Here is a 17,507-nt window from a genome sequence, read left to right as displayed (position 1 = left end):
GACCGCCTGGCTCGCTACTACGAGACGGTCACCAAGCACAACCTCAACTACCGTCGTTACTATCACCAGTTCGACTACTAATCGGTGACAAATAAGCTACTGATCAAGAAGCACCCTGCCCGGGCGCATGCGTCCGGGCATTTTTATGCCGAAATTCGCAAGAAAGGGGAATCGAATGAGGCAGTTTATCGTTGCATCCCATGCCCATTTTGCGTCTGGAATCGTCGAGAGCATTGGGCTGCTCTCCGGCGAGCGCGAAAACGTCCATGCGCTCTCTATGTATGTCGACGGAAACGAGGACCTGACCAAGGAGGCCGCAGCGATTCTGGACGGCTTTGCCGCGGACGATGAGGTCGTCGTTTGCACCGACCTCATTGGCGGCAGCGTCAACAACGAGTTCACCAAGATCGTCCAGACGCGTCCCAACACGCACCTGGTGACCAATATGAACCTGCCGCTCCTTATTCAGCTGCTGTTCGTGTCCGAATCCACCCCGATCGATGAGGCCATTCGCCAGATCGTCGAGGCGGACGACACCAAGGTCAAGTACGTCAACGACCTGCTGGGGCAGGCCGAACTCGATGAGTTTTAATCGCTAGGGAGCACATCATGATTCAGATGATTCGCGTGGACTATCGACTGCTGCACGGCCAGGTTGCCGTTAGCTGGACTTCGGCTCTGGGTGCCGACTGCATCCTGTTGGTAAGCGACACGGTCCTCAATGACAAGCTTCGTCTGCAGGCCCTGTCCCTTGCAAAACCGGAGGGCTGCAAGGTTGTCGTCAAAAACACCGAGGATGCCGTCAAGGCGCTCCAGAGCGGTGTGACCGATAAGTACAAGCTCTTCGTGGTTTGCGAGACGATCCAGCAGGCCGGTGCCGTCGCCAAGGCGATGGGCGTCAAGAAGATCAACCTCGGCAATGTTGCCTTTAGCGAGGATGCCCGCCAGGTCTCGACGAGCGTGTTCCTTACGCCCGAAAACGAGGCATACGTCAAAGAGCTGCTCGGCGAGGGCTACGAGCTGTTCATTCAGATGATTCCGGCAGATGCGAAGACTGACGCCGCGAAGGTCATCGGTTAGGGGCCATCATGGTTATCAAGACAATCCTGATTTTCCTTATTGCCCTTTTGGGTTATTCCGAGTGGCTGACGGGCACGAGCTACCTCCAGCGCCCGATCGTGCTCGGACCTCTGGTTGGCCTTGTCATGGGCGACATGGTGACCGGCACGATCATGGGCGCCACGATGGAGCTTGCCATGGTCGGCGCCATCTCGGTCGGTGCGTATAACCCGCCCGATACGATTTCCGGAACCATCCTGGGTGTGTCGCTTGCCATGCAGGCCGGCGCGGACGCATCGGCGGCCCTGACCCTGGGCATTCCCATCGCAACGATCGTCCTGGCGCTCGATACGGCCCTGGGCCAGCCGGTGATGCTACTGCTGGTGCACCGTATCGACAAAAACGTCGAGGACGGGGACACCAAGGCCATCACGCGCAACATGCTCATCGCCGGTTACGCGCAGAGCTGGTGCGGCCTGCTGATTATTCCCCTGGCATTCTTCTTTGGCGCCGATGCTGTTGCCAGCCTGCTCAACATCATCCCCGATTTCGTTCAGACCGGCATGGATGTCGCCGCCGCCTTCTTGCCCGCACTCGGCTTTGCGATGCTGGCGCAGATGATTATGAACAAAACGGTGGCGCCGTTCTTCTTCGCTGGCTTCTTCCTCGTCGCCTACTTTGGCATTAGCACGACGGGCGTGGCGATCTTTGCCGCGATCATCGTCGTCGCGATGACGGTTTTGGGTGATAAGAAAAAAGCGGAGCAGCCCGCAGTGGCAACCGAGGATCCTGCGATTGGGAGTGGGTTCGATGAGTTTTAAGTTTGAGTCTTCTTACGACGGGCTGATTTCCCGCGCAGACCTTAAGAAGCTGTTCTGGCGCTCGATTCCCTATGAGCATTCCTGGAACTACGAGCGTATGGGCCATATCGGCTTTATGTGGGCCCTTATGCCGATTCTTCGCAAGCTGTATCCGCAGGATGCGGACTTTAAGGCCGCCCTTAAGCGCCATATGGAGCTCTATAACGTCACGCCGTACATCTCGACGCTCCCCATGTCCATCGCCGCTGCAATGGAAGAGGTCAACGCTACTGACGATAGCTTTGACACGAGCGCGATCTCAAATGTCAAGCTTGCTTTGATGGGACCGCTGTCCGGTGTGGGCGATGCCTTCTACTGGGGCACGCTGCGAATTTTGGCAACGGGTGTCGGCACGTCGCTGGCGCTACAGGGCTCTATTCTTGGCCCGATTTTGTTCCTGCTCGTGTTCAATGTCCCTCACTACATCATCCGTTACCTGCTGACGTTTGTGGGGTATCGCTTTGGCTCGGACATGATCAGCAAGGTCCAGGAATCGGGCATTATGGACACGATCGTCAAGATGGCCTCTATCATGGGCGCCATGGTGATCGGCGCTATGACCATGGAGATGGTCACCGTGGACATTCCGCTCATGGTCGGTGCGGGCGATGGTGCTCAGACGCTGGCCGAGCTGCTCAACGGAATCTTCCCGGGCTTTGTCACGATGGGGCTGTTTGGAATCGTCTATCTCATGCTCAAGAAGAAGATGAATCCGCTCGTGATCATGCTCGTGATCCTGCTCGTGAGTATTGCCGGCGCGTTCTTTGGAGTGCTTGGTGTTCAGTAGGGCATCCGTCATAATGAGAATAATGTAAGAGGGGGCGTCGCGCACACTGTGCTGCGGCGCCCTTTTGCCGAAAGGTGGACAAGATGGAGTATCCGCAGCTTGCCGTCATGAATATCAGCCATCGTTATTTTGACCTTGAGGAATTCTTTTCTTCGGCAGCGGCCTCGGGCTACACGTGTTGCGAGCTTTGGACCGGGGCGATGCATCTGTATGTCGATTGCCATGGATACGATTCGCTCGAGCAGGTGCGGGAGCTGTCGCAGCGGTATGGGGTTCGGATTGTGGGGCTTTGTCCCGAACAGAACAACCCCAAGCCGTGGAATATCGCGGCGCGTGGGAATGAGGCGCGTGCCCGCACGCTCGCGTACTTTAAGAACGTTGTGGATATCGCGGCGGAGCTTGGAGCCGAGCAGGTCATGGTCTCGAGCGGCTGGGCATTTTTGAACGAGCCGATCGAGGACGCGTGGGGTCGCAGCGCCTCGATGCTGCGTGCGATTGCCGAGCATGCGGGAGAGCGCGGCGTGCGACTGGTGCTCGAGGCCCTACAGCCGGTTGAGTCGATGATCGTGAACTCGGCGGCCGACACGAAGCGCATGATCGAGGCAGTTGATCATCCGGCACTTAAGGCGTGTCTGGATTTGGGCGCTATGGCGGTGGCAGGGGATACCATCGACGATTATTTCGATCTGCTTGGCGAAGATGTCGCCCACGTGCATTTTGTCGATGTTGCGGCAGATGGCACGACGCATCTTGCCTGGGGTGACGGCGACCGCGATATGCGCGCCGACCTGGATAGGCTGGTGGCGCGCGGCTATCGCGGAGTTGTTTCGGCCGAGACCTATGACGGGCGCTATTTCGCCGACCCCGCAGCTGCCGATGCGCAGGTAATGGCAGAGTATCGTCGTGCGATTGGCGCCTAGGCGGGTTTGGGTTGCGGCGATCTGCCCTATGTTTCCAAATGAATACGGCGTGAGCGGCTGCGATGGATTTTCCCCGCAAACACTCTAGTATGCTAAAGTACCCAGAAGACCGGCGGAGCTATGCCGGTCTTCTGTTCTATATGAAACACAGCATGAGGAGGCTCACCAGATGACGGCCACACCGTGGGGATTCCGGGACATATTGCCCGAGGAGGCTCAGGCGCGCGAGGAGATTGCGCTGACGGTGAAGGGCTGCTTTAGGGAGCATCATTACCTGCCGGTCGAGACGCCGCTGCTCGAGGACAAGGGCTCTCTCGAGGAGGGTGGCCGCATTGCGGACACCCCGTTTAAGCTCTTTGATGATGACGGCCGCCTGCTGGTGGTCCGTCCCGACAACACGCTGCCGATCGTGCGCTTGGTTTCGACCCGCATGCGCGCGGCCGATCTGCCACTGCGCCTGCGCTACGAGGCGCCGGTGGTTCGCGAGTGCCAGCGCAATGCCGGCGGCTCGCGTCAGTTTACGCAGTTGGGTTTTGAGCTTATCGGTGTGGGCGATACCGCGGGCGATGTCGAGATCGTCTCGCTGGTGGCGGAGGCCGTGCGCAAGCTGGCACTTCCCGGTGCGCGCATTATCGCGGGCAGTGTGCGTCCGTTTAAGGAACTGCTTGCGGCGTGCGAAGATCGCGAGCTGGCTGCCGAGGCGCTGCGCTGCGTGCACGCCAACGACTTTGTGGGCCTCGATGCCCGCGTGGCGGCAAGTGTCGAGCCCGAGGCCGTCAAGGCCGCCATTAGCGAGCTGCCGCGCCTGCACGGTGGTGCCGAGGTGCTCGACCGCGTCGACGCGCTGCTGGCGGCGGCGGGCATTGTCGCGCCGCTCACGCGCGAGCTGCGTGCCCTGGTCGAGGGCCTGGCTCCCGAGGACGCTCAGGTGCTGTCCTTCGACTTCTCCATCATGAACTCGTTTGATTACTACACGGGCCTGGTCTTTAAGGCCTATGCCGGTGGCCTGCCCGATCCGGTGGGCTCGGGCGGTCGCTACGACTCCATCTTTACCGGTGCATTTGGCGACGGCATCGAGGTGCCGGCGGCAGGCTTTGCCTTTTCGCTCGAGCGTCTGGAGGCCGCGCGCACCTCGGCCGAGGACGCTGCTTCCGATGGTGACCATGCCGTGGGCCGCGGCACCGAGGGTCCGCTGCGCATTGCCGTGCCCAAGGGCTCGCTCAAGGCCGACACGCTCGACGTGCTCGAGGCCGCAGGTTTGGACGTCTCTGAGCTACGTGACCCCGGCCGTCACCTGATCGTGCGCGGCCGCGACACGCGTGCCGGCGAGGGTGCGGTCGGCGATATCGAGTTTGTCATCGTGCGACCCAGCGACGCGCCCGCCTTTGTGGGCTGTGGCGGTGCCGACTGCGGCATCTGCGGTTGGGACTCGCTCATCGAGGCAGGCCTCAACTTGCTGCAGCTGGTCGATCTGGGCTACGGCCTGTGCACCTTCATCGAGGCGGAGCCCGCGTGGCGCGCTGGCCAGGCCGAGCGCAACTATGCCCGCCGCGGGTCGCTTCGCGTGGCCACCAAGTACCCGCGCATCGCGAGCGCTTGGTATGCCGAGCGCGGCGTGAATGTCGATATCGTCTCGCTGCACGGTAACATCGAGCTGGGCCCCATCGTCGGTATGACCGACCGTATCGTGGATATTACCGCCACGGGCGCCACGCTGCGCGATAACGACCTGGTTATTACTGGTCGCATTATGGACTGCACGGCGCGCTTCTTCGTCAATCCGGGTGCCGCTCGCTTGGATCCGCGCGTGCGTAATCTGGCAGATCGCCTGGCCGCGGCTGTGAAGGACAAGCATTTTGAGCCCGTCGCGGGCTCGGCGCAATAGCGCGAGCACGCACGGGCGCCCCAACGTACGGGCTGCGGGCCGATTGGCGCCGCCGCCCGGTCTCTCGTTTTTCGAACACAACCTCGACCGATAGGGGATACCGATATGAAGACCATCAAGCTTGCTCCCGGTGAGCGCCTCGTTACCAACCAGCTCAACCGTAAGGGCGTGCTGCCGCAAAACATCGTCGACACCGCTCGCGATATCGTGGCCAACGTGCGTGCCAATGGCGATGCCGCGGTGCGCGATTACTGCCAGCGTTTTGATGGCGTTGAGCTGCAGAGCTTCCGTCTGCCGCAGGAGCAGATCGATGCCGCGCTCGAAGGCCTCGATCCGGCCTTTGTCGCCGCACTTGAGAAGGCCGCGCGCCAGATTCGCGAGTTCCACCAGCGCGAGGTCGAGCAGAGCTGGTTTACCACGCGCCCGGACGGCACAATGCTCGGCGTTAAAGTGACCCCGCTCGCGGCTGCCGGCATCTACGTGCCGGGCGGTCGCGCGCAGTATCCCTCCACCGTGCTCATGAACGCCATTCCCGCCAAGGTGGCCGGCGTCAAGCGCGTGGTCATGGTGACTCCGCCGCAAAAAGATGGCCTGATCAGCCCGTATACGCTTGCGGCTGCCAAGCTCGGAGGCGTGGACGAGATCTATATGGTGGGCGGCGCCCAGGCCGTGGCCGCGCTGGCGTACGGCACCGAGACCATTCCGCGTGTCGACAAGATCATCGGCCCGGGCAACGCCTTTGTCGCTGCTGCCAAACAGATTGTCTCGGGTGACGTGGGTATCGATATGGTCGCCGGTCCCTCCGAGGTCTGCGTGCTGGCTGACGCCACGGCCAAGCCCATGGTGGTCGCGGCTGACCTGATGGCCCAGGCCGAGCACGATCCGTTGGCTGCCTGCTATCTGGTGACCTGCGACGAGCAGTTTGCGCGTGAGGTCGAGGCGGGTATCGACATCCTGGTGGCGCAGTCGCCGCGCGCCGAGATCACGCGCGCTTCACTCGATAACGAAGGCACCATTGTGGTGGCCGCCGACATGGCTGCCGCCGTCGAGGCTGTGAACACCGTGGCGCCCGAGCACCTGGAGCTGCACTGCAAGGATGCGATGGGCCTGCTCGGCGGCATTCGCAACGCCGGAGCCATCTTTGTGGGCGCTTGGAGCTCCGAGCCGCTCGGCGATTACGTCGCCGGCCCCAATCACACGCTGCCGACCGGCGGCACGGCCATGTTCTCCAACCCGCTTTCGGTGGAGGAGTTCGTCAAGCGCTCGAGTGTCATTTGCTATACACCCGAGGGCCTGCTCTCCGATGCTCCCGCTACGCAGCGCCTGGCAGAGGCCGAGGGCCTGTGGGCACACGCGCTTTCTGCCGCACTGCGTCGTCGTGTGCTGGAGCAGGGCGAGGATGCCGTGAGCGCCGAGTCGCTGGCCGCGGCCGACCTGACCAAGGTTGCCTGGCCGGGCGATACGACCGCGACGGTTGCCGAGGGCGTGGACTTGGCGGCCGCTGCCGGTGTGACCGGCGAGGAGGCCTAATATGGCCGAGCTTTCACCCCGCATGAAGGAGCTCGTCCAGCCTTACCTGGCCGGTATTGAGCCCTATGATCCCAGCTTTACGCCCACGCGCATCAACCTTTCGGCCAACGAGAACACCTATCCCGTGCCGACCGGCGTGCGCGAGGCGGTCGACGCTGCCCTGGCTGCCACACCGCTCAATCGCTATCCCGATCCCATGTCGAACGATCTGCGCGACGAGCTTGCTGCCTGGCATGGCGTGGCGCGCGAGAATGTCTGCGTGGGAAACGGCGGCGACGAGCTGCTCTATAACTACCTGTTGGCGTTTGGCGGCGTGGGACGGACCCTGCTCAACTGCCCGCCGTGCTTTAGCGAGTACGCGTTCTTTGCGTCGCTCTGCCAGACCGAGGTGCGTGACGTGTGGCGCGACCCCGCGACCTTTGAGCTCGACCAGACAGCCGTGCTTGCGGCAGCGCCCGAGTGCAACCTGGCAATCGTGACCTCGCCCAATAACCCCACGGGCGACGTGGCGCCGCTCGACTTTATCGCGGCGCTGTGCGATGCGTGCCCCGGCATGGTGATGGTCGACGAGGCCTACGTTGAGTTTGCCGACGATTCGTTTGGCGCGGCCACCACGGCGCAGGGCCTTATCGCCGAGCATCCCAACCTGGTGATTTTACATACGCTGTCCAAGGCGTTTGGCGCTGCCGGCACGCGTCTGGGCTACGTGATCGCGGCGTCCGAGGTCATCGACGTGTTCGCGGCGATTCGCCAGATCTATTCGGTCAACGTGCTGAGCCAGGCGGCGGCGCTTGCCTGCGTGCGTGCCCGCGATGCGTACACGCCCGTGGTGGCACAGGTCGCATCCGAGCGCGAGCGCGAGCTGTGCGCCCTGCGCGCGATGGCTACCGAGGGCCTGCCCGTGGAGGCATGGCCGAGCGCGGCGAACTTTGTGCTCGTGCGTACGCCGCATGCCACGCGCGTGCGCGAGCGCCTACGCGACGAGTATTCGATTTTGGTGCGCGACTTTAGCTATGCGCCGGGGCTTGCGGACTGTCTGCGCATTACCGTGGGCACGCCGCAGGAAAACGATGAGGTACTGGCTGCGTTTGCCGTGCTGGTGAAGGAGGAGATCTAGATGGGCCGTTATGCCGAGGTGACCCGCAAGACGGGGGAGACCGACATTGTCGTCAAACTCGACCTGGATGGAACCGGTACGTGCGATATCTCGACCGGCGTGCCGTTTTTCGACCATATGCTCAACGCCTTTGGCCGCCATGGCCTGTTCGATTTGACGGTGCATGCGGTAGGCGATGTGGAAGTCGATGCGCACCATACCGTCGAGGACACGGGCATTGTGCTGGGCGAGGCGTTTTGCCGGGCGCTGGGCGACAAAGCGGGTATTACGCGCTTTGCCGATGCGGCGATCGCCATGGACGAGACGCTCGTGATGGCCGCCGTGGACATTTCGGGTCGCGGCCAGGCCTACTGCGAGCTGCCCGTGCCGACCGAGCGCGTGGGCAGCTTCGATACCGAGCTGGCTGTCGAGTTCTTCTATGCCTTTGCGCGCGATGCCAAACTTACGCTGCACGTGCGCGAGCTGGCGGGCGGCAACTCGCATCACATTATCGAGGCCGCCTTTAAGGCCGTGGGCCGCACGATGCGCCACGCCTGCGAGCTCGATCCCCGCGTGCAGGGCATCCCCAGCACCAAGGGCTCGCTGTAACCTGCCAAAAAGGGACAGGTTTATTTTGGCAGGTTTTATCTGCGGAAATGCTGTCTCATGTGGTGGGTGAACGTTTAACCGACCAAAATAAACCTGTCCCTTTTTGGCAGGTTTTGAATGGGAAAAGGGAGGGGTCGCGTGGGCGAACCAAAGATTGTGGTGGTCGACTACCACAAGGGCAACTTGTCGAGCGTCGTGCGCGGGCTTGCGCGCGCCGGTGCCGCCGCCTGCACATCGGACGATCCGGAGCAGATCTGCAACGCCGACGGCCTGGTCATCCCGGGCGTGGGCGCGTTCTATGACGCAATCGCCTTTATGCGCCAGAGCGGCGAGGAGGTGGCCGTGCTCGATGCCGTTGCCGCCGGAACTCCGCTGCTCGGCATCTGCCTGGGCCTTCAGCTATTTTTTGAGCGCGGCAACGAGGGCGTGCCTGCGGACGAGGGTGCGGACGCGGACGACGATGCCTCCGAGCAGGCCGGTGGTCCCTGGGTCGATGGCCTGGGCATCATGCGTGGCTCGTGCACGCACCTGGAATCAAGCCGCCTGAAGGTCCCGCACGTGGGCTGGGACCAGGTGCACATGACGCCCGCCGGTGCGGCCGATCCGTTGCTTGCCGGTTTTGCCGAGGGCGCCAACATGTATTTCACTCACAGCTACGCGGTGGCCGACGACGTCGATGCCGCCGATGTGTTGGCGCGCACGCACTATACACGGAGCTTCCCGTGCATCGTGCGCCACGGCAACGTGTGGGGCTGCCAGTTCCATCCCGAGAAATCCTCCGCGCTGGGTCAGCGTATCCTTAAGAACTTCGTCAGCATCGTCGAGGAGGTTGGCCGATGATTCTGTTTCCCGCAATCGATCTGATCGGCGGCAAGGTTGTGCGCCTGGAGCGCGGCGACCGCACCCGCTGCAAGGTATATTCCGACGACCCCGTGGCCGTCGCCCGTTCGTTTGCCGAGCAGGGCGCAAGCTGGGTGCACGTCGTCGACCTGTCCGCTGCCTTTGGTGAGGACGAGGATACATGCGCTGCCAACTCGGCGGCGATTAAGGCCATCTGCGGCGTCGACGGTCTGTCCGTGGACGTGGGCGGCGGCGTTCGCTCGCTCGCACGCATCGATGAGCTGGCAGGCTATGGTGCTCGCCGCATTGCGCTGGGCACCGTGCTCGTGACCGAGCCGGGTTTTGCTGAGGTGGCAGCCCAAGGCTTTGGCGAGCTGCTGGTCGCCGACATTGCCGCATGCGACGGCCAGGTTAAGGTGAACGGCTGGCGCGACGGCGCGGGCGTGGCGCTCGACGATGCCGTGGGGCAGCTTACCGAGCTGGGCTTTAAGCATCTGGTGTATACCGACATCGCGCGTGATGGCATGCAGACGGGCATCGACGTGGCGGCATATCGCCATGTGGCCGAGGTCGCGGGCTTTCCCGTCGTGGCGTCGGGCGGTATCTCGACGCTCGGCGATATCCGTGCGCTTGCCGCGGTAGGTGGGGGCGCGATTGAAGGCGCCATCACCGGTCGCGCGCTCTACGAAGGCAACTTTACGCTGGTTCAGGCGCTGGCCGCCGCCCGAGGGGGAGGAGTAGACCATGCTTACCAAACGCGTGATTCCCTGTCTGGATGTTAAGGACGGCCGCGTGGTCAAGGGCGTCAACTTTGTGAGCCTGCGCGATGCTGGCGACCCGGTGGAGCTGGCCCGCGCCTACGACCGCGAGGGTGCGGACGAGGTCGTCTTCCTGGACATTACCGCGACGAGCGACAACCGTGCGACGACTATCGAGATGGCGGCGCATGCTGCTGAGGAGCTGGCCATTCCCTATACCGTGGGCGGCGGCTTTCGCGACCTGGCGGGCATGCGCACCATGGTTGCCGCCGGTGCCGACAAGGTGTCGCTCAACTCGGCGGCTGTGCGCGATCCGTCGCTGATCAGCCAGGCTGCCGCGGCGTTTGGCAGCCAGGCCGTGGTTGTGGCGATCGATGCCAAGCGCGTCGGCTTGCCCGGAGCATCCGGTGCCGACAAGTGGGAGGTCTTTACCGCAGGAGGCCGCAACGCCACGGGTATCGATGCGGTGGCGTGGGCCGAGGAGGCGGCTCGCCGCGGCGCCGGCGAGATCCTGCTGACCAGCATGGATCGCGACGGCACCAAGGCTGGCTTTGACCTGGCGCTCACCCGCGCCGTGGCGCGCGCGGTGCCAATCCCCGTCATCGCGAGCGGTGGCGTGGGCACGCTCGAGCATTTCGCTGAGGGCGTGATCGAGGGCGAGGCCGATGCCGTGCTGGCGGCGAGCGTCTTTCACTTTGGAACCTTCAGCATTCGCGAAGTCAAAGAGTATATGGCCTCTCAAGGTATTCCTGTGAGGTTGGACTTCTAGTGCTGCGGGCTGCGCTGCGGCTTGTCCAGGCACCGCATCTTGCCGCTCAAACCGTCGCTCGCGTACCAAAGTACGCGTCGCTCCTCTTTCGTGGCAACCTGCGGCACCTGGACAACCCTCGCCGACATGTGATGTTTAAATTGGGGAATTGAAATGAGAGAAATTACTACTCCAGCGGATCTTAAATACGACGCCAAAGGATTGATCCCTTGTGTGGTTCAGCAATATGACACCGGCGAGGTGCTTATGGTTGCTTGGATGAACGAGGAATCGGTGGGGTTGACGCTCAAGACCGGTACCACGTGGTTTTGGAGCCGCAGCCGCCAAGAGCTCTGGAATAAGGGCGCGACGAGCGGCAACATGCAGGAGGTCAAGGAGCTCTGGGCCGACTGCGATAGCGATACACTGCTGGTCAAGGTCGACTCGCCGGGTCCAGCCTGCCACACCGGCAACCGTACCTGCTTCTTTAAGCGCGTGGAAGGGGGAGTGCGATGAAAGTCGTGACGCCGTTCGAGGTCGCCGACTGCAACACCGAGCTCCTCCGCGCGGGCGTGCCATGTCGCGTGCACCTGACTGATGCCTGCGGGGCGCAGTCGCTTTGGCTCGAGGCCGAGAAGGAAAGGCTCGATGAGGCCCATGCCGTCATCGTCGAGTTCTTTGAGAAAAAGGGCGCAAAGCCTCGGTTCGATGAGACCGGTACCTACTTTACGCTGCAGTAACGAGAGGAAATAACCATGGGAGTCAGAACAGCTAACGTGCAGCCGGGAAACATCGGTGAGACGCTGACGGGACTGGCCGAGGTGATTCACGGCCGTCGCGATGCGCCGCCGCAGGAGAGCTATACCGCGCGTCTGCTGACCGACGTCGAGGACGAGCTTCTCAAGAAGCTTGCCGAGGAGGCGAGCGAGGTGATCATGGCCTGCAAGGATAACGACCACGATCACATCCGCTACGAGGCCGGAGACCTGATCTACCACCTGCTCGTGACGCTCGAGCGCTACGGCATCACCCTCGACGAACTGGCCGGCGAACTCAACGCCCGCCGCCACTAGTCATTGGGGACGTTCTTAAACGACTAGTTAGGCGAGGGGCGTGGATTCCCATTCGCCGGTGGGGTGGGGGATATCGAAGGCCCGGTAGCCGCAGTCGTAGGCGTGGGCCTGGGCCTCGCGGATGTTCCAGCAGATGTCGCAGGCGCGGTGCGCGTCCGAGCCAAAGGTGATGGGCACCTCGGCATGGGCGAAGCGGCGCAACAGCCCGGTCGCGGGGTAGTAATCGTCGAGCCCCTTGCGCGGTGCGGCGGTCGAGACCTCAACGCGGCGACCCGTATCGTGGGCGCATTCGGCCATCTGCTCCCAAAACGGCGCGGGGTCAAAGTCGGGTGCAAAGCCGTCCTTCGAAAAGCGCATGACCAGGTCGGGATGGGCCATCGCGTCAAAGTTGAGTGAGCTTTCGCAAGCACGGCACCAGTCGTCGACGTAGCACTCCCACACGCCGCGCACGCCTAAGTTTTCCCAAACATGCAAGTTGGTATCGTCGTCGATCCAACCGCAAAGGGAATCGGGTGTATCGGGGCGCGCGACGTCCTCTGTCCCTGCCGTGCCCGCGGCGCCTGCCGCAATATCGCCCGGGTTGCCAATCCAGTGCACGCTGCCCAGACGTACGACGGCGCCCTGGGACCAGCGCTCTACCAAGGGCTCGCAGCCCTCGTACCAATCGCATTCAAAACCGTAGATAAAGGTGAGCTCCGGCGCAATCTGCGCGGCGAGTTTGCGGGCGTCCTCAAAGGCCAAACGATGTGCCGGCAAGTCGCCCTCGACGACCTGCACCTCGCAGTTAGCATCCATACTGGCGGGCAGGGTAAGGTGGTCGGTCGAGACCATGACGCGGCAGCCGGCGGCAGCAGCGGCACGGACGTTGTCCTCGAACGAGGCGTGCCCGTCCGAGAACGAGGTATGAGTATGGCAATCGACCAGCGGGCAGGCGGGCATGGCGACTCCTTTGCATTTGGTGAATCCGCTCCATTGTAATGGTGCAGCTCTCAACACGCCGCGCACGCCGGGTGCCGAAATCGAGTGGAAAGGCGGGGCGGCGCGTGCCGGCGCCGGCGACTACTTGCTTCGTGCCGCCGCGCGTTTGGCCTGCACTGTTACCATCGCGTGTCTCACGGCGGTGATGGGGCGATAGCGGATCATACGCGGTCCCGACCAACGCATAACCTCGCGGATCTTCTCGCGCATGGCAGGCCGGTAACAATGCGAAGGACATGCCGAGCAAAATGTCTTGGTGCCTATGTGCGGGCAGTGCTCAATGCGCGCGATGGCGTATTTCTGCAGCTCGGCGCATTCGGGGCAGAGCGTAATGGTTCGAAGGCCGAGTTTCACGCGCACGGACTCATCGTCGCCAGCCTGTTCGACCACATGCCCGCCGCCATGATGCCCACGACACCACAGCGCAATCATCTGCGACACCATTTGGGCCTCACGCTCACGTTTGCGTGCTAGCTCCGGTGTGTCGACTGGGCGCGCCATTAGCTCAGCCTCCCGTGCTCGACCGAAAGCGAGAAATCGGCAAACGCGCAGGTGCTGGCACGGTGGCTCACGAGCACAATGGTCTTGCCGCGGCGCTTGAGCTCGTCGATTGCCTGCATCACGGACGCCTCGTTGAGAGCATCGAGCGCGCTGGTGGGTTCGTCGAGCAAGATGAAGGGTGCGTCGTTGAGGAAGATGCGCGCAAGGCCGATGCGCTGGCGCTCGCCGCCCGAAAGCGAGTCGCCCAGCTCGGCAACGGGCGTGTCGAGTCCCTGCGGCAGACGGTCGATGAGCGTGGTGAGTGAGGCGGAGCGGCAAGCGTCGAGCAGCTCGGCATCGGTGGCGTTGGCGTGCGCGACCAGCAGGTTCTCGCGTACGGTGCCGCAGAACAGATGCGTGTCCTGGGTCATATAGGACTCGTGGCTGCGCAGGCTCGCCGTGTTGATGTGGCGGGCATCGACGCCGCTCACCGTGATGGTGCCGGCTGCGGGGTCCCAAAAGCGCATGAGCAGCTTAAGCAGCGTCGACTTGCCCGAACCCGAGCGCCCCATGATGCAGGTCATGGTACCGGGCGCAAAGGTGCAGGTCACGTCGTCGAGGATGAGACTCGCAGCGGTGTCGTTCGCGACCTGCTCTGTGGCGCCCGCACCGCCCGCGTCCACGCCGCCCACATAGCTAAAGCTCACATGCTCGGCTGCGGCGCCGGCAAACTCAACGTTCTGTCCATCGGCGACCTCGGCGCACTGGGGCTGCTCGTCGAGCAAATCGAGCACGCGTGCGCCCGAGGCGAGCGTCTCCTGCAGTGAGGCGCCCAGGCGGCTCACGGCCATCACCGAGCCAAACGACGACACAAAGGTAAAGACGGCGACAAACGCTGCGGCAAAGTCAATCGTTCCCGCAGCCACCAGCTGCAGCGCACGCCCGAGCATCACCAGATTAGCCACAAGAATAAGCGCATCGGCTACGGCCTCGCTGACCGCCTGGCGGCGCTTGAGGCGCGCGTCCACGGCGCCGACTTGCTCGGTCAGCTTGCCCAGGGCACGGCTGCGATCGGTGCCACCGGCAAACTGGATGGTCTCGCCCGCGCCGCGCAGACTGTCGAGTACAAAGGCGCCCAGCTTACCGGCGCCCTCGCGGCTCTGGCGGCCGGTGGTGCCGCATGCCTTGGCCGAGGTCAGGGGCAGTAGCACGCCCAGGACCGCGTAGGCCACGAGCGCGATGCCCGCGAGCTCGGGGCTCACAGCCAGCAAAAAGCCCTCAAACACAACGGTGCAGACCAGAGCTATGGCAATGGGCGAGATGGTGTGCGCGTAGAAGACCTCGAGCAGCTCGATATCCGAGGTGACCAGGCTCACGAGCTCGCCCTTGCCGCGGCCCTCGAGCTTGGCGGGGGCGAGCTGGCGCAGGGCGCCAAATACCAGGTCGCGAATGTGTGCGAGCAGACGGAATGCGATGTAATGGTTGCAGAGCTGCTCGCCGTAGTGGAGCGGCCCGCGCGCGATGCCGCAGGCGGCGCAGGCCGCGCATGCTGCGATAAGACCAAGCCTCAAGGCGTTGCGGCCCAGCGCGGCCATAAGGCCAAGGGCGCCAAAGGCCGGCACGAACGCGGCGGTGAGCATGCCGATGCTGCCCAGCGCGACGGCTAGCACAAGCCAGCCGGCAAGCGGTCGGACGAGCCCCATCATGCGCCACATGATGGACGGCGCCGAGCGACGGGCGCGGCCGGAGTCAGGCGCCGCGGCAGCGGAAGACGAACTAGTACCGTTGAGGCCATCGGCACAGGCGGCGCTGCCGTCAACAGCCTCAACCGCGCCGGCATCCTCGGCATCACCCTCCGCATACGCATATGCCGAGAGCTGCTCCTGGCTGTTCCACATGCGCGCATAGGCGCCCGCGCCCGACAGGAGCTCATCATAGGTGCCGCGCTCGGCAATGCGACCGCGCTCCAGCACCAGAATCTGGTCGGCGTCCACGATCGTCGACAGGCGATGCGCCACCACAATTACGGTGTGCTCGCCGGCAAGCGACGCGATGACCTCGCCGATCGCGGCCTCGCTTGCGGCATCGACGTTGCTCGTCGCCTCGTCAAACACATAGATGGGCGAGTCGTGCAGCAGGGCGCGGGCCATGCACACGCGCTGGCGCTGGCCGCCCGAAAGGTTGGTGCCGCCCTCGTTAATCACCATGTCGAGCCCGCCGTTGGCCTGCACAAAGGCCGCCACGCGCGTGCGGCCGAGCGCGCGCAAAAGCTCGGCGTCGGTGGCGTTGGGCTGGGCGAGCAGCAGGTTGTCGCGCAGGGTGCCGGCAAACAGGTAGCCGTTGGTGGGCACCAGGGTGACGGCACGCATGAGTGAGGCGGCCGTGGCATCGCGCAGCTCGACGCCGCCAATGCGAACGCTGCCACGGTAGGCACCCTTGCGGCCCGCGATAATCCCCGCGAGCGTGGACTTGCCGCCGCCGCTTTCGCCCACGAGTGCCACGAGCGAGCCGTGCGCAATGGTCGCGCTGGCGCTGTCCAGCACCGTGCGGTCGCCGTATGCATAGCTCACGCCCGCGAGCTCGATATCGCCGCGACCGTCAAGCTCAACATCGCCGCGCTCGGGCTCGGGCGTATCCAAAATGCCAAACATGCGGCGCGAGGCGGCCATGCCGTTCATGGCCGTGTGGAACAGCGATCCCAGGCGGCGCATGGGCAAAAAGAACTCCTGCGACAGAAAGACGACTAGAAAGGCCGCCTCAAAGCCAATTTTGCCCGTGGCGAGCTGCAGCGTGGCTACGATAATGCCGAGCGCGGCGCCCATATAGACGACCAGGTCCATAACGCAAATGGAGCGCAGCTGCATCACCAGCAGGCGCATGGTCGCTGTGCGGAAACGCTCGGACTCGGCGTTGATGCGCTTGTGCCAGTCGCGGTCGGCCTGATACACCTTAAGGGTGGTGAGACCCTGCACGGCCTCCAGGAACATGCCGCCCAGATCGACATAGCTACCCCAGTACTCGGCACCGATCTTTTTGGCGTTGCGCATGACCATCATAATGGAGATAGGGATGACCGGAACGCACGCGAGCAGCAGCGCGGCGGGAAGTCCCGCTTGGCCCATGAGCAGGACGAACAGCGTGGCAGGCGCCAGCCCGGCAAAGAAGAGCTGCGGCAGGTAGCCGCCAAAGTACACCTGGAGCTGCGTGGCGCCCTCGACGCTGGTCTGGACGGCCTCGGCGGTGGGGGCGGTTTCGGTGTAGGAGGGGCCGAGTGCGGTGAGCTTGTCGTAGACGAGCGAGCGCGCGCGGCGGACGGCCTCGAAGGCGGCCTTGTCGCCGGTGCGCTGAGCCAGGTAGATGGCGGCGGCGCGCACGATGATGGCGACGGCGAGCGGCAAGGCGGCTTGTGCGAGCGCGTCGACGGCGAGCGCGGCGGAAAGGCCGTCCGTGACGATACCGCCCAAGATGCGCGCAAGCACCCACATCACCGTGATGTTTGCCATGAGCGCGATCCATTTAAACAGGACGCTCGCCACAATGTAGGGCGTTGCCTGCGGAACCAGGGAGAAGAGTCGCTTCTCGAACATGAAACCTCCGATGCCATGACGGTGCCGGGCGGGGTTCTCGGCAGCCGCTTAGTTAGCCAAATGCAACTAGAGTAACATCGTGCAGCGGATAAGTATGCCGAGGGTTATTTTTTGGCCGATGAACTGCGTAGAAAGTTCAAAATTGTTGAGTGCGGCGAACTTTGTGGTGGACGGAATGCGGGCGCAATTTTGATCGTGTGCGGCCCGCTCCAAAACGTGTACGTCAGCCTCCAAAACCGACAAAAAATGACATGTTTGGAGGCTGACGTACATGTTTGGATAGGGGCAAGGGCGACG

18 protein-coding genes are annotated in these 17,507 nt (G+C 63.3%); 15 read left to right on the top strand and 3 right to left on the bottom strand.

The features are described 5' to 3' along the window. The first annotated feature begins 175 nt into the window (after positions 1-175). The 15 genes from DXC99_RS09080 (at position 176) to hisE (ending at position 12,165) form a co-directional block, all read left to right on the top strand. A complete protein-coding gene (locus DXC99_RS09080) occupies positions 176-592 on the top strand; it encodes a PTS sugar transporter subunit IIA (protein WP_117629985.1) in 417 nt (138 codons plus the stop codon). Positions 593-609: 17 nt separating this feature from the next. Next, on the top strand, positions 610-1,080 hold the full coding sequence (locus tag DXC99_RS09075; protein ID WP_099432278.1) for a PTS sugar transporter subunit IIB: 471 nt from the start codon (positions 610-612) through the stop codon (positions 1,078-1,080). Between the two features lie 8 nt (positions 1,081-1,088). Beyond that, on the top strand, positions 1,089-1,880 hold the full coding sequence (locus tag DXC99_RS09070; protein WP_117629984.1) for a PTS sugar transporter subunit IIC: 792 nt from the start codon (positions 1,089-1,091) through the stop codon (positions 1,878-1,880). Next, a complete protein-coding gene (locus tag DXC99_RS09065; protein ID WP_117629983.1) occupies positions 1,870-2,706 on the top strand; it encodes a PTS system mannose/fructose/sorbose family transporter subunit IID in 837 nt (278 codons plus the stop codon). Before DXC99_RS09070 ends, DXC99_RS09065 begins: the two co-directional genes overlap by 11 nt. Before the next feature lie 83 nt (positions 2,707-2,789). Then, a complete protein-coding gene (locus DXC99_RS09060; protein ID WP_117629982.1) occupies positions 2,790-3,626 on the top strand; it encodes a sugar phosphate isomerase/epimerase in 837 nt (278 codons plus the stop codon). A 169-nt stretch (positions 3,627-3,795) separates the two neighbouring features. Next, positions 3,796-5,511 (top strand): ATP phosphoribosyltransferase, encoded by a 1,716-nt coding sequence (hisG, locus tag DXC99_RS09055; RefSeq protein WP_117629981.1) that lies wholly within the window; start codon positions 3,796-3,798, stop codon positions 5,509-5,511. Positions 5,512-5,616: 105 nt separating this feature from the next. Next, positions 5,617-7,041 carry a histidinol dehydrogenase gene (hisD, locus tag DXC99_RS09050; RefSeq protein WP_117629980.1) on the top strand — a complete coding sequence of 475 codons (1,425 nt, stop codon included), beginning with the start codon at positions 5,617-5,619 and terminating at the stop codon, positions 7,039-7,041. 1 nt (position 7,042) lies between these two features. Continuing rightward, positions 7,043-8,158 (top strand): histidinol-phosphate transaminase, encoded by a 1,116-nt coding sequence (gene hisC / locus DXC99_RS09045; protein ID WP_117629979.1) that lies wholly within the window; start codon positions 7,043-7,045, stop codon positions 8,156-8,158. Further along, on the top strand, positions 8,159-8,746 hold the full coding sequence (gene hisB / locus DXC99_RS09040) for an imidazoleglycerol-phosphate dehydratase HisB (protein ID WP_117629978.1): 588 nt from the start codon (positions 8,159-8,161) through the stop codon (positions 8,744-8,746). 138 nt (positions 8,747-8,884) lie between these two features. Beyond that, positions 8,885-9,586, top strand: coding sequence for an imidazole glycerol phosphate synthase subunit HisH (locus DXC99_RS09035; protein WP_233505717.1), 702 nt, complete (start codon positions 8,885-8,887; stop codon positions 9,584-9,586). Next, positions 9,583-10,368 (top strand): HisA/HisF-related TIM barrel protein, encoded by a 786-nt coding sequence (locus DXC99_RS09030; protein WP_117629976.1) that lies wholly within the window; start codon positions 9,583-9,585, stop codon positions 10,366-10,368. Before DXC99_RS09035 ends, DXC99_RS09030 begins: the two co-directional genes overlap by 4 nt. Further along, complete coding sequence (gene hisF, locus DXC99_RS09025; protein ID WP_099432268.1) at positions 10,331-11,113, top strand: imidazole glycerol phosphate synthase subunit HisF; 783 nt, start codon at positions 10,331-10,333, stop codon at positions 11,111-11,113. The genes DXC99_RS09030 and hisF overlap by 38 nt, the downstream gene beginning before the upstream one ends. Before the next feature lie 153 nt (positions 11,114-11,266). Further along, positions 11,267-11,608, top strand: coding sequence for a phosphoribosyl-AMP cyclohydrolase (gene hisI, locus DXC99_RS09020; RefSeq protein WP_117629975.1), 342 nt, complete (start codon positions 11,267-11,269; stop codon positions 11,606-11,608). Further along, positions 11,605-11,832, top strand: a complete 228-nt coding sequence (locus DXC99_RS09015; protein WP_099432266.1) for a hypothetical protein — start codon at positions 11,605-11,607, stop codon at positions 11,830-11,832. The genes hisI and DXC99_RS09015 overlap by 4 nt, the downstream gene beginning before the upstream one ends. A gap of 15 nt (positions 11,833-11,847) precedes the next feature. Next, a complete protein-coding gene (hisE, locus tag DXC99_RS09010) occupies positions 11,848-12,165 on the top strand; it encodes a phosphoribosyl-ATP diphosphatase (protein WP_117629974.1) in 318 nt (105 codons plus the stop codon). Positions 12,166-12,192: 27 nt separating this feature from the next. On the opposite strand, the gene DXC99_RS09005 is transcribed toward hisE, so the two are convergent. The 3 genes from DXC99_RS09005 to DXC99_RS08995 all read right to left on the bottom strand — a co-directional run bounded on the left by DXC99_RS09005 (position 12,193) and on the right by DXC99_RS08995 (position 17,210). Next, positions 12,193-13,104, bottom strand: a complete 912-nt coding sequence (locus DXC99_RS09005; RefSeq protein WP_117629973.1) for a PHP domain-containing protein — start codon at positions 13,102-13,104, stop codon at positions 12,193-12,195. Positions 13,105-13,224: 120 nt separating this feature from the next. Further along, positions 13,225-13,644 carry a nitrous oxide-stimulated promoter family protein gene (locus DXC99_RS09000; RefSeq protein WP_117629972.1) on the bottom strand — a complete coding sequence of 140 codons (420 nt, stop codon included), beginning with the start codon at positions 13,642-13,644 and terminating at the stop codon, positions 13,225-13,227. After that, positions 13,644-17,210, bottom strand: a complete 3,567-nt coding sequence (locus DXC99_RS08995) for an ATP-binding cassette domain-containing protein (protein ID WP_117629971.1) — start codon at positions 17,208-17,210, stop codon at positions 13,644-13,646. Before DXC99_RS08995 ends, DXC99_RS09000 begins: the two co-directional genes overlap by 1 nt. Positions 17,211-17,507: the final 297 nt, after the last annotated feature.

It is taken from the genome of Collinsella sp. TF10-11AT, assembly GCF_003437565.1.
GTDB lineage: Bacteria > Actinomycetota > Coriobacteriia > Coriobacteriales > Coriobacteriaceae > Collinsella.
The sequence above is the reverse complement of the archived record's forward strand: the minus strand, read 5'-3'. Positions and strand labels throughout refer to the sequence as shown.

Coding starts and splice junctions, on each gene's coding strand:
- DXC99_RS09080 (WP_117629985.1), top strand. CDS start 176: ATGAGGCAGTTTATCGTTGCATCCCATGCCCATTTTGCGTCTGGAATC.
- DXC99_RS09075 (WP_099432278.1), top strand. CDS start 610: ATGATTCAGATGATTCGCGTGGACTATCGACTGCTGCACGGCCAGGTT.
- DXC99_RS09070 (WP_117629984.1), top strand. CDS start 1,089: ATGGTTATCAAGACAATCCTGATTTTCCTTATTGCCCTTTTGGGTTAT.
- DXC99_RS09065 (WP_117629983.1), top strand. CDS start 1,870: ATGAGTTTTAAGTTTGAGTCTTCTTACGACGGGCTGATTTCCCGCGCA.
- DXC99_RS09060 (WP_117629982.1), top strand. CDS start 2,790: ATGGAGTATCCGCAGCTTGCCGTCATGAATATCAGCCATCGTTATTTT.
- hisG (WP_117629981.1), top strand. CDS start 3,796: ATGACGGCCACACCGTGGGGATTCCGGGACATATTGCCCGAGGAGGCT.
- hisD (WP_117629980.1), top strand. CDS start 5,617: ATGAAGACCATCAAGCTTGCTCCCGGTGAGCGCCTCGTTACCAACCAG.
- hisC (WP_117629979.1), top strand. CDS start 7,043: ATGGCCGAGCTTTCACCCCGCATGAAGGAGCTCGTCCAGCCTTACCTG.
- hisB (WP_117629978.1), top strand. CDS start 8,159: ATGGGCCGTTATGCCGAGGTGACCCGCAAGACGGGGGAGACCGACATT.
- DXC99_RS09030 (WP_117629976.1), top strand. CDS start 9,583: ATGATTCTGTTTCCCGCAATCGATCTGATCGGCGGCAAGGTTGTGCGC.
- hisF (WP_099432268.1), top strand. CDS start 10,331: ATGCTTACCAAACGCGTGATTCCCTGTCTGGATGTTAAGGACGGCCGC.
- hisI (WP_117629975.1), top strand. CDS start 11,267: ATGAGAGAAATTACTACTCCAGCGGATCTTAAATACGACGCCAAAGGA.
- DXC99_RS09015 (WP_099432266.1), top strand. CDS start 11,605: ATGAAAGTCGTGACGCCGTTCGAGGTCGCCGACTGCAACACCGAGCTC.
- hisE (WP_117629974.1), top strand. CDS start 11,848: ATGGGAGTCAGAACAGCTAACGTGCAGCCGGGAAACATCGGTGAGACG.
- DXC99_RS09005 (WP_117629973.1), bottom strand. CDS start 13,104: ATGCCCGCCTGCCCGCTGGTCGATTGCCATACTCATACCTCGTTCTCG.
- DXC99_RS09000 (WP_117629972.1), bottom strand. CDS start 13,644: ATGGCGCGCCCAGTCGACACACCGGAGCTAGCACGCAAACGTGAGCGT.
- DXC99_RS08995 (WP_117629971.1), bottom strand. CDS start 17,210: ATGTTCGAGAAGCGACTCTTCTCCCTGGTTCCGCAGGCAACGCCCTAC.